Below are 10,748 nucleotides of genomic sequence, written 5' to 3' on the forward strand. Positions count from 1 at the left end.
AGTGGACACGCGCGGCACTCCACCACCGGTGGGCATCTCCGGCACCGAGTTCGTGAAGGAACCGGACGGGCTGACCGGCCTGCTCGACGCGGCCCGGGCGGTCGGGGCGGAGAGCCTCGAGGTGTGGTACCCGGAGAATTTCGGGCCCGACCCGGACAGCGCGCTCGCCGCGCTGCGCGCCAGCGGCCTGCGGGTCGCGTGCGTGGCGTCCGGCAGCGAGCTGGGTCTCCCGGATCCCGAACCGCAGGCCGACCTACTTCGGGCGGCCATCACCGTGGCGCACCGGTTGGGCGCGCCGTTGGCCAACACGTACTTCGGGCCGCCCGGGCGGTACGACGACGCGGCCGCCATCGACCGGTACGCCAAGGCCATCGCCAGCTGCCTCGACCACGCCGCCGAACTCGGCGTCACCGTGGTGCTGGAAAACGAGTTCGACGCGTTCGGCCACGACCCGGAGCACGGCGACCCGACGCGGCGGCCGGAGAGCCTGCGGCGCTTGGTCGACACCGTCGGGCACCCGCACTTCGGGCTGAACTTCGACGCCGCCAACCTCGCCTGTGCCGGGGTCACCGACCTGGTCGGCGCCCTGGAGTTGCTCGAGGACGCCGTCCGGTACGCGCACGTGAAAGACGTGCTGCCGGTGAGCGGACCCGACGAGGCACCCGAGGGCTGGACCGCCTACCGGGACGGGGCCCGGTGGTACGCGACCTGCCCGCTGGGTACCGGCGTAGTCCCCTGGCCCGACCTCCTGCCCCGGCTCGCCCCGCAGGTCGTGGCCGCCACCCTCGAACCGCACGCCCAACCGGCCCTGCGCCGCACGGCCTTCGCGCAGGCGCTGTCCGCCTTCCGCCGGCTCGCCGCCGGCACCGCACTGGGAGTCGCCTCATGAGCACCGACCCGACGAGCACCGACCCGGTCACCCAGATCTTCGCGGCACCCGCGCGGCCCGCCTTCGAGTGGCCCCGGCGGCTGCGGGTCGGCCTGGTCGGCTGTGGCGGCCAGGCGCTGCGCAACCTGTTGCCCGCGTTGGGCTGGGCGCCGGCCGAGGTCGTGGCGACCTGTGACGTGATCCCCGAGCGGGCGGAGTCCTACGCCCGGCACGCCGGCGCGTCCCGCTGGTACAGCGACTACGAGAAGCTGCTCACCGACGACGAGGTGGAGGCCGTGCTGCTGTGCACCGGCTACCTCCCCGACGGCTCGCCCCGGTACCCCGACCAGGCCGTCGCCGCGGTCGAGGCGGGCCGGCACGTGTGGCTGGAAAAGCCGCCGGCGGCCCGTACCGCGGACATCGAACGGATGGCGGCGGCCGCACGCACGCACGACCGGCAGATCGCCGTGGGCCTCATGAAGATGTTCTCCACTGTGGCCACCACGGTGCGGGAGGTCATCCAGCGACCCGAGTTCGGCGCGCCCACCACGGTGACCCTGCGCGACCCGGAGATGCTGCCGACTCGCGCCGACATGGCGGACCTGAGCAAGCTGACGTATCTTCTCGACCACCTGGTCCACCCGGTCTCGCTGCTGCACCGGCTGTTCGGGCCGGTGCGCCGGGTCGCGGTGGAGCGGGCCCCGAACGGTGGCGCCGTGTTCCTGATGTCCTTCGCCAGCGGCCCGGTGGGCTCGCTGCACATGCCGTGGGGCCAGTCCGGCACGAGCCCGATGGAACGGCTCGAGGTGGTGGGCGAGGGAGCCAACGTAGTCGCCGAGGCGGGCCTGCACATCACGTACTACCGGCCCGGGCACCGGGGTGCCGGGCTGCCGTACGGGCAGGGCGCCGACTACAGCACGGCCGCCGGGGAGGCACCGCTGCGCTGGGCCCAGGACGGCTACAGCGGGCAGCCGTACAACATGAACCACTTCTATCAGGGGTACACGCCGGAACTCATCCACTTCACGCAGTCCATAGTGGAGGGCAGGCCGGTCGCGGTCGGTCACCTCGGCGACGCCTGGCACGTGGTCCGGTTCTTCGAAGCGTGCCGCCAGCTTGAGGACGGCTTCCTGGAGTTGGACCGGGTGGCCGATCCGGCCCGCTGCCCGCAGGCGCAGCCGGTTCTCGTCGGACCGGCCTGACGGGCTCCGCCGATGCGGCTGGCCCAGACGGAAGAGGTACTGCGCCGGGTCTGCGCCAACGGGGCGGCCGGCGCACAGGTGGCGGTCCGGGCGCCCGGTGGCGAGCGGACGGTGTTGTCGCACGGCCTGGCCGGACCGGAGCGACCGCTGGACGAGGAGACTGCGGTCGCCTGGCTGTGCGCCGGGAAGCCGACGCTGGGCGTGCTCTTCCTGCAACTCGCCGACGAGGGTCGGTTGGATCTGGACGCGCCGGTCACCGCCTACCTGCCAGCCGGTGGGTCGCGCGCCGACCAGGTGACGGTGCGCCACCTGCTCACCCACACGGCCGGCCTCGCCGAGCCCGAGACGGACGGCGGCGCGCCGGCCGGCTGGGACACCGAGTGGGACATCGCCGACGGCTTCGTACCCGGCTGGGACTGGCGGTACAGCCGGCGGCTGAACTGGTTGCTGCTCAACCGGATCGCCGCCGCGGTCCTGGGCGGCGACACCGAGGCGCCGCTGCGCGACCGGGTCCTCGCCCCGCTGGGGCTGAAGCAGGTCGAGGTGGCACCGGCACAGCCGGTACCGGTGCGGTCCGCGGGTGACTGGTTGCGTTACCGGGTACCGTCTCCCAGCGGCCGGGCCTGGGTGCCGCCGAGCCGGCTCCCGCTGCCCGCCGGGGACCCGTCGGCCCGGCTGGTCGGCCGGCTGGTCGACCTGCTTGACCTCTACGAGGGGCTGTTGCGCTGCCTCGACGGGCAGGCCGGCGTGCTGCCCGGCCCCACGTTGCGTCGGGCCATCAAGCTGACACCGCCCACCGGCTCGGGTGTCGAGGTGTGCTCGGAGGGCTTCGGCGTCGGGTTCATGGTCGGCATGCGGGGATACCTGGCCGGCCGGTACTGCTCGGCGTGGAGCTTCGGGCACGTCGCCGGGCTCAACGCGGCCACCATGCTGGCCGGGTACGCCGACCCGGTTGTCGATGTCGCGGTCGCGATCCTAGTCAACAACGTGGACGCCGGTACCGTGCACGCCGTGCGCAGCCTCGGCAGTGCGGTGTACCTCGACCTCGGGGTCGACGGGCGCGACTGACAGCCCGCGGTAGATCGTCAGGTGCCGCTCCGCGTATGCCGCCGTGGACGCCTCGGCACGCCAGAACGCGTGTCCCGCCTCGCCCAGCCGGCCCCGCAGCGCGGGATCGTCGAGGAGCCCACCCACCGTATCCGCGATCGCGGCCGAATCGCGTGCGGTGGCCAGCCCGCCGCCGCTCTCCCGCATCAGGTTGGCCAGTACCGGGATGTCGGAGACCACCACCGGTACCCGGTGCGCCCACGCCTCCAGCAGGCACAGGCCGTACGTCTCGTGCGCCGACGGCAGGCAGAGCACCTCGGCGCGGGACAGCCAGGCGTCGCGCTCGTCGTCCGTGACCACGCCGAGGTCGAGCGCTCCGGGCGCGTCTTCGGGCAGGCGCGGCCCTGGTCCGATGAACGCCACCCGCACCCCGGAACGGGTGGCCGCGAGCCGGGCCGCCGCATCCACCATGAGGTCGAAACCCTTGTACGCCTGCCGCCGGCCGAGGAACACCACGTACCGCTCGTCCGGCCGGTACCCGGGATGTGCGGGTACCCGGGGCGGAAGCGGCGCCGGTATCCCCTCGCCACCGATGTGTACCCGATCGGCCGGTACCCCGAGCGCACGGTAATGCGCGGCGTCCTCGGCGCGGTTGGCCACCGCGACGTCGGCCGTCTGGTAGGCGCGCTGGGACACGAGGTCGTCGCCCCAGGCGCGCGGGTGGACGAAACCGTTGACCGCGACCGGGCGGCCCGCGCGCCGGGCGGCCAGCACGCCGGCCAGCGCGAGGAACTCGTCGGCGAACACGTGCACCAGCTCGGCGCGCGCCGCGTGCGGCTCGATGGCCCGGATGAGCGCGGGCACCCAAATGGCCGCCAGCGCCAGGCGACCCCTGCCGTAGCAGAGCCGACGCAGCCCCGGGACGGTGCGGACGGCGAAGGGCAGGTACCGCACCGGCAGCCGGGGACGCGCGACGAGTTGCTCCACCGCCACACCACCGGCGACGAAGGGCGCGAACCGCGGGCTGGGCCACAGGTTCCCGTCCAGCGGCGAATCGCGGCGCGGGGCGGTGCGCATGGCGAGCACGGTCACCTCGTGCCGGCCGGCCAACTCTTCGGCCAGGCTGGCCACGTGCCGCTCCACTCCACCGAGCAGCGGCCGGTAGGTCTTGCACACGAACAGCAGCCGCACGGTCAGCCGCCGGCGTGTGGGTTGTGGAACTCGACCGGGTACCCGTCGGGGTCCAGCACCATCGCGATGCGCTCGCCGCCGATGGTGAACGGTTCCAGGTGCACCGGCGCACCCCGCGCCACCGCCGTCTGGAACGCGGCGTCGACATCGTCCGCCAAGAACGCGATGTGCACCAGCGACGGCGGCGGCGGACCCAGCCGCGGCTCGTGCCACAGCTCGATGCCGGGCAGCCGGCCGCCGACACCGACCTGGACGATGGTGTGGGTGGGCGTGTCGTAGCGGACGACGACATCCAGCCCCACGACCCGGCGGTAGAAGTCGACGGACCGGTCGAGATCGGCGACGTCCAGCCGCAGGTGGCTGAACTCGATGCCGTCCATCGTTACCCCCTCGCGTCGAACACCACGTGCTGCGGTCCGGGATGGCGCACCGGGGACAGGCCGGCGTCCGCGAAGTAACGCGCGTAGCGCTCGGCGAGGCTCGCGTGCACCACCGCCAGCAGCCGGCCGCTTCGAGCACGGGCCAGCAACCCGGTCATCAGCGCGGCGCTGCGGGCGGCATCGATGTGGGTGGGCACGTTGCACACGGTCAGCGGCGTGGGCGGGACGGCGCCGGGGTCGGCGGAACACTCGACGGACAGCGGTACCCCGTTGGCGTCCGCGTTGCGCAGGGCCAGCCACAGCGCGAGCGCGTCGATGTCGGTGCCCACCGCGCGCTCCGCGACGCCGTTGGCGACGATTCCGGTCGCCAGCGGGCCGTATCCGATGCCGATGTCCGCCACCACGGGTGCCGCGGGGCCGCGCAGCGCCACCTCGAGCAGCAGCCGGGTGCCCTCGTCGACGTGCCCCGGAGAGAACACCCCGAAGTCGGCCGCGAAGTCCAGGCGCCGGTCGCCCACCTCCGCCGAGAACGACTCAGGTTCGGGGGCCGCGATCGGGCCGGCCGGCTCACCGGTCAGCACGACGCCACGTCCCTCGCGGCCCGCGTCCAACCGCCAGCCGTGTTCGACGAGGAGCCTGCGTACCGAGTCGGGACCCTGGCGCTTGTCCAGGTGCCACGCGACCCTGACCCCGCCGCGGTGCAACCGGGCGGCCACCAGCCAGCCGAGCAGCAGCGCCAACCGCTTGCCCCGGTAGGCCGGCAGGAACACGTCCACCGTGGACCCGGCCGGTCGCGCGTCGCCAGCGACCACCTCATGGAAGGCCGCCGCGTGCACTCCCCGGCGCCCGGCCTCGGTCAGTTCTTCGGCAGTCAGCGCGACCACGCCGTCGCCCGCCGGATCGACCCCCGGCCACCGGTCGGCCGGCAGCGCGACGAGCCAACGCCCGGGCGATCCGGTCACAGCGACGAGTGTAGGACATCGCCGGCCGGTGCCCGGGTCGAGGCGCGCGGCCGCTCGGGCACCGCGAGCAGCTCGGCCATCAGCAGATCCACGCCGCGCCGGGCGCTACGCACCCGCTCCCGCACGGCCACCGCGACCGCCTCCCTCGCGGCGGCGGGGCAGTGCCAGGCCGCGTCGAGGGCGGACTGGAGCGACGGTATCTGGGCCTCCGGCCGATGCTCGGCGGGCAGGCCCAGCTCATCGGCCAGGCCGTCGAGCTTCTCCACGAGCGGCGGCACCACGATCGGTACCCCGGCGCTGGCGGCCAGCAACAGGAAGTGGAACCGCAGTCCCAGGGCCAGCCTCGTGTGCCGGAGAACCTGGAAGACATCGAGCGGGTCACCCGGCCGGCCCAGAACGGTGCACCCGCCCGGCACGCCGACCTGCTCGGCAACCCGGTGCGCGTGTTCGACATCGCCGTGTTCCATCGCCGCGAACACCACGTGGGCGTCGTACCGCCGGATGGCGTGCCGGATGCCGGCGGCCAGGTAGGTGTGGTAGTCGACGCTGAAGAGCACGGGCGCCGCCGGGCCGGGCTCGCGTACCGACACCGCGATGAGTTGACGGTCTTCTGGCAGGCCGAGCGCTTCGAGCGGTACCGGTGCCGGGGCGTGCGCGGGCAGCAGCCAGGCCGGGTCGGCGACCACCTCGACCGGCGACCCGACCCCGCAGTCCCGGAGCAGGCTGGCCGAGCGCCGGGACCTGACGCTCACGCTCGTCATCGCGCCCACGGCCTGACCCACCACCCAGCGCTCGGGCGGTTCGGCCAACGGTCCGGCGCCGACCGCCAGCGCGAGCGTCGGGATGCCCAACTCCTGGGCGATCTCCACCTCGCGCAGGAACGTCGTCGCCTCGCCGTCGAAGAGCACGCCCCCGCCGCCGAGGACCAGCGCGTCGAGCCGGGCCACCTCGGCGTGTGCGGCGGTCCGGTCGATCTCGCGCACCGCGACCACCCGTGCGGACGGGTAACGCTTCTGGGTGAAGTCCCGCTCCCGGGAGAAGATGACGTACTCGTCGCCCACGCCGCGCTGGCCCAGCTCCCCGAGGAGCACCGCGAGGATCGCCTCGTCGCCGAGGTTGAGCCCGCCGTAGGAGCCCGAGATGCCGATCCTCACGAGACGGTCCCGGTGCGCCGCGTGCCCCAGTCGGGATGGTTGGTGCCCGCGCTGCGCGGCCCGAACGCCGGATTGCGTTCCTCGTTGGAACGCAGCTTCCGCCACCGCAGCTCGGCGCCCAGCAATTCCGGCCGGCGACGGGGCGGGAAACTCTCCAGCAACGGCAACGCTCCCGCCTCGTGGAACGCGGTCAGCGTGTTGAGACACTTCACGCACCGGCCGCAGTTGTACCGGCCCTCGGTGTTGCGCCAGCAGACCCGGAGCCACCGCAACAACTCGGGACGCTGGGCCAGCACCAACGCCTTGCCCGGTCGGTGCCGCTCCGCGCCGTCGTGCACCAGGGCGACGGAGTCGTTGCCCCACCACGGATCCAGCACCGGGTGCGAGCCGTGCGGCTGCAGTGCCGCGCACCAGAACGTGGCCGGCAGGTAGAACGTCGCGTACCGGTTGGACAGCAGGTGAGCCGCCGCGGCCAGGACTCCGCCGTGCAGGGCCGTCCAGGGAGCGACCGACTCGAGCGGATCCCGGATGTTGGTGTCCAGCACGATCAGTGGCTTGCCGAGTGCCTTGGCCGCCGAGGCCACGCCGTCGCGGATGCTGGGCCCCATCTTGACGTCCCAGTGCGCCACGTCGAAGCCGTTGAGGAACACCAGAGCCTCGACCCTGTCCTCTTGCCTCACCGCCGTATAGCACGAGTCGACGCCGCCGGAGAAGAACGCGGCCGCGGGCCGGGGCGCGGGCGCCCGCCCGCCACCGGCGACCTCCGCCGCGTCGACCGTCACCGGCCGGTACCGCGGATCCCAACTGTGCACAGTGGACTGAACGACCGCGAGGTTGTCCAGCAGCCGCGCGGAAACCGGCGCCTCGATCCGGAGCCGCCGCGCGCGACGCATCGCCGGCAGCAGCAGCGCGGTCGCGAACGCGTCACCCGCCGCGTCGACCGCGAGATCGTCCCCCGCGAACCATACGTCCCAACGCTCCGCGCCGAACCGTACCGTCGTGGAGAGCCGGCCATCGCCCACGGTCGGTTCGCCAATGACGAACTCCTCCGCCAGCGCATGCCGGAGTTCCCGGCGGTAGATCCAACGCCGGTTCAGCCAGCTCATCGGCGGCGACCGTCAGCTGGCCGCGGGCTTGAGCCCGCGCAGCTCGGGAATCGACGTCGGCGGGGCCGTGCCGAGCAACTGCCGCACCCGTTCGGGCAACCGCTCCTTGACCTCCGGCCGGACCGCCCGGGTGTAGTCCATCATCGGTCGTAGCCACTTCCAGATCATCATCTGTTTGATGATCCAGCGAGTGTTGGCGCCGTTGTTGAAGCTGGTGCAGTGCCACAGGCGGGGATCGAACAGCACCACGTCTCCGGCCCGCACCACCACCTGCTCGGCATGCTCGGCAAGCACCTCGGTCGGCGGCTTGTCGAGCATGCACCGTTGGCTGCCCGGCACGATCCAGGTCGCCCCGGTCTCCGGACCCGCGTCGTCGAGGTAATAGAGGCAGGTCGCGCCGAACGTGCCGGTCGGCGGGTTGGCCGAGCGGTTGAACGGGCTCAGGTCGGTGTGGAAGTCCCACGGAAACCGGCTGCTGCCGGGCGGCAGGCCCAGCGCGTCGAACGCCGCGATGGACACCTCGCCGGCGACCCGGTCCACCACCGGGTAGATGGGCATGCTGTCGGCCAGTTCGGCGAAGACCTCGTGCCGGTCGGCCAGGTTGCGCAGGGCGCCCCGCTGGTCGATCCGGTCGAGCACGTCGGCCCCGATGGTGCGCTCCTCCTCGGCCACCAGGTCGGCGATCACCCCGCGGACCCGCCGCAGCAGGTCGGGCGCGATGGCCTGGCGGAAGTATGCATAGCCGAGCGTGCGCAGGCTGTAGACCTGCTCGTCGACGGTCATCGGCGGCTCGTCGCTCAGCTCCCGGCGACCGCTCGCGGGCTTGCTCACCGTGCTGCTCACCGGGCCACCTCCAACGCCACGTCGACCTGCCACAGCACGGCCTCCCGGAAGTCGGCGGCCTGGAACCTGGTCCAGCACCGGGCATCGACGAGCAGCCACTCGTCACCCCGCGGCGACAGGTCGCGGACCACGTGCCGCAGCCCGACCGGCGGTCGGCCCATGCCCTGTGAGCCGGGCACGAAATCCAGGGTGCCGCGGGCCGGACCCGCAACACCCAGCAGCGCGATCGGCGGCCCTACCGGCTCGTCAGCCAGCGCAGGCTGGGCCTGCCAGTCTCCGTCGCCCAATCCCTCCGGCGCCGCGCACCGCGCCGGACCCAGCAGTGCGCGCACCACTGCCTCCGGCTCGTCGGTCAGGCACCATCCACATAGCCGCAAGGAAATAGCGTCCGAGCGGTCGGCGGTCTGTACGGCAGGCACCTCGGCCCTCCCCCGTTCGAGCGGTCGCCGTCAATGCTGAACAGTAACAAGACTCGGTGCCTTCGTGCTAGCGGAGAATCCGGTCAGATCGTTAGCTCCGACGTACCACTTTGCTCACCGGTCACTCGCGTGGCGAGCCGCGCGTAATCCACCTTGCCTGAGCCGGTACGTGGGATGTTTTCCAGGCAGACGAGCCGCATCGCGGCCGCCGGGATGCACAGCGCGGCGGCCACGTCGCGCCGCCGCTCGCGGAGCAGATCGCAAGCGTTGGCGTAGCATTTGACACTTGCATGACACACGTCCACGGCGTCGGCGCCGGCACCCTGCAGCACGGCGACATCGATGCCCGGGACGGCGAACGCGCGTTCCACCTCGTCGAGGCTGATCCGCCGGCCGAGCACCTTGACCGTCCGGTCCCGGCGACCGTGCAGATACAGCAGGCCGTCCCGGAGCACGCCGAGATCCCCGGTGCGCAGCACGCCTCCGCACCGGTCGCCGTCGGCCAGGTCGGCGCGGCCGGTGGCGTACCCCTGCATGACGTTCGGGCCCTCGTATACCACCTCGCCGACGGCCCCCTCGGGCATCGCCCGGCCCGGCTCCTCCGGATCCTCCGTCCACAGGCGACCACCCGGGATCGCCTTGCCCACCGAACCGCACGCGGCCACCGTGAGCGACGGGTCCAGGCACGCGATCCGGGCGGTCGCCTCGGTCTGCCCGTACATCACGGCGAACCCGGCCCCGATGCCGGCCAGCTCACCGGCGAAATACCGAATGGTGTCCGGATCCAGCGCGCCGCCGGCCTGGTACAGCAGCCGGAGGTGGGCGTGGTCGGCGGCCCGCCAGCGTTGGGTGCGCAGCAGCCGGTACCCGGTCGGCACCAGGCCGAACTCGGTGACGCCGGCAGCCGCGATCCGGCGCCAGAACGCGTGGGCGGTGGGCCGGCGCGCCGACAGTTCCACGGACGCGCCGACGGCGAGGTGCGAGTTCACCATGGACAGCCCGAAGCTGTAGTCGACGGGCAGCGCGGTGACTCCCCGGTCGGCCGGAGTGAGGCGCAACGCGGCCCCGATCGCGGTGGCGTTCGCGGCGATCGCGCGGTAGCTCAGCCGGACCACCTTGGGCGTACCGAGCGAGCCGGAGGTGCGCAGCAGCAACCCGGTCTCGGGATGCACCGGCGCGAGTCCCCGGACGTCGTCGCGCACCCCGACCGGCACCGCGCGGCCGGCGAGCGACGCGGTCCCCGTGCGGTACCCGGACTCCGGCGCGTGGCCGAGCACGAGGTCCGGGCGGTACGCCGCGATCAGACCCTCGACCGTCTCGGCGGGAGCGTCCTCCACCAGCAACAGGCAGTGGCCCAGCTCAAGGCCGGCCAGGTAGGCGGTCAGGCCGGCCAGGTCCCGGGTCAGGCGCAGCAGCACGAGCTTCTTGCCCGATCCCGGCTCGTCGAACAACGGCGTGGCCGCCCGTACCAGGCCGGCCAGCTCGCCGTAGCTCAGCAGGCCATCCGCCTCGGTGCTCACCGCCGGCGCGGAGTCGGGCGCACCGGCCAACCCGGTCAGCGACAACGACCGCACGG

General features: G+C 73.0%; 11 protein-coding genes. 3 read left to right on the forward strand and 8 right to left on the reverse strand.

Translation table 11 applies throughout. The features are described from left to right. Position 1 precedes the first annotated feature (1 nt). Genes Raf01_RS00180 through Raf01_RS00190 form a run of 3 tightly spaced genes read left to right on the forward strand, consistent with a single transcriptional unit; the run spans position 2 to position 3,138 of the window. The gene (locus Raf01_RS00180; protein ID WP_203915594.1) at positions 2–889 is read left to right on the forward strand and encodes a sugar phosphate isomerase/epimerase family protein; all 888 of its coding nucleotides are present in this window, start codon (positions 2–4) and stop codon (positions 887–889) included. Continuing rightward, positions 886–2,070 carry a Gfo/Idh/MocA family oxidoreductase gene (locus Raf01_RS00185; protein ID WP_203915595.1) on the forward strand — a complete coding sequence of 395 codons (1,185 nt, stop codon included), beginning with the start codon at positions 886–888 and terminating at the stop codon, positions 2,068–2,070. The genes Raf01_RS00180 and Raf01_RS00185 overlap by 4 nt, the downstream gene beginning before the upstream one ends. A 12-nt stretch (positions 2,071–2,082) precedes the next feature. Beyond that, positions 2,083–3,138, forward strand: coding sequence for a serine hydrolase domain-containing protein (locus Raf01_RS00190; RefSeq protein WP_203915596.1), 1,056 nt, complete (start codon positions 2,083–2,085; stop codon positions 3,136–3,138). Here the strand turns inward: Raf01_RS00190 and Raf01_RS00195 are convergent. From Raf01_RS00195 to Raf01_RS00230, 8 genes are all read right to left on the reverse strand, one after another. Beyond that, a complete protein-coding gene (locus tag Raf01_RS00195) occupies positions 3,046–4,308 on the reverse strand; it encodes a glycosyltransferase family 4 protein (protein WP_203915597.1) in 1,263 nt (420 codons plus the stop codon). The genes Raf01_RS00190 and Raf01_RS00195 overlap by 93 nt on opposite strands. 2 nt (positions 4,309–4,310) lie before the next feature. Beyond that, the gene (locus Raf01_RS00200) at positions 4,311–4,688 is read right to left on the reverse strand and encodes a VOC family protein (protein ID WP_203915598.1); all 378 of its coding nucleotides are present in this window, start codon (positions 4,686–4,688) and stop codon (positions 4,311–4,313) included. A 2-nt stretch (positions 4,689–4,690) separates the two neighbouring features. Further along, positions 4,691–5,650 (reverse strand): methyltransferase, encoded by a 960-nt coding sequence (locus Raf01_RS00205; protein ID WP_203915599.1) that lies wholly within the window; start codon positions 5,648–5,650, stop codon positions 4,691–4,693. Continuing rightward, positions 5,647–6,804, reverse strand: a complete 1,158-nt coding sequence (locus Raf01_RS00210) for a polysaccharide pyruvyl transferase family protein (RefSeq protein WP_203915600.1) — start codon at positions 6,802–6,804, stop codon at positions 5,647–5,649. Before Raf01_RS00210 ends, Raf01_RS00205 begins: the two co-directional genes overlap by 4 nt. Then, entirely contained in the window at positions 6,801–7,910 is a 1,110-nt protein-coding gene (locus Raf01_RS00215) for a hypothetical protein (protein ID WP_203915601.1), read from the reverse strand. The genes Raf01_RS00210 and Raf01_RS00215 overlap by 4 nt, the downstream gene beginning before the upstream one ends. Positions 7,911–7,922: 12 nt before the next feature. Next, a complete protein-coding gene (locus Raf01_RS00220; RefSeq protein WP_203915602.1) occupies positions 7,923–8,753 on the reverse strand; it encodes a phytanoyl-CoA dioxygenase family protein in 831 nt (276 codons plus the stop codon). Beyond that, the gene (locus Raf01_RS00225; RefSeq protein WP_203915603.1) at positions 8,750–9,172 is read right to left on the reverse strand and encodes a hypothetical protein; all 423 of its coding nucleotides are present in this window, start codon (positions 9,170–9,172) and stop codon (positions 8,750–8,752) included. The genes Raf01_RS00220 and Raf01_RS00225 overlap by 4 nt, the downstream gene beginning before the upstream one ends. 83 nt (positions 9,173–9,255) lie before the next feature. After that, a complete protein-coding gene (locus tag Raf01_RS00230) occupies positions 9,256–10,746 on the reverse strand; it encodes an AMP-binding protein (protein WP_203915604.1) in 1,491 nt (496 codons plus the stop codon). Positions 10,747–10,748: the final 2 nt, after the last annotated feature.

This window comes from Rugosimonospora africana, from assembly GCF_016862975.1.
GTDB classification, from domain to species: domain Bacteria; phylum Actinomycetota; class Actinomycetes; order Mycobacteriales; family Micromonosporaceae; genus Rugosimonospora; species Rugosimonospora africana.

Bases quoted from the DNA above. Each gene is read 5' to 3' on its own strand.
- Raf01_RS00215 (WP_203915601.1), bottom strand. From the start codon at position 7,910: ATGAGCTGGCTGAACCGGCGTTGGATCTACCGCCGGGAACTCCGGCAT.
- Raf01_RS00200 (WP_203915598.1), bottom strand. From the start codon at position 4,688: ATGGACGGCATCGAGTTCAGCCACCTGCGGCTGGACGTCGCCGATCTC.
- Raf01_RS00185 (WP_203915595.1), top strand. From the start codon at position 886: ATGAGCACCGACCCGACGAGCACCGACCCGGTCACCCAGATCTTCGCG.
- Raf01_RS00190 (WP_203915596.1), top strand. From the start codon at position 2,083: ATGCGGCTGGCCCAGACGGAAGAGGTACTGCGCCGGGTCTGCGCCAAC.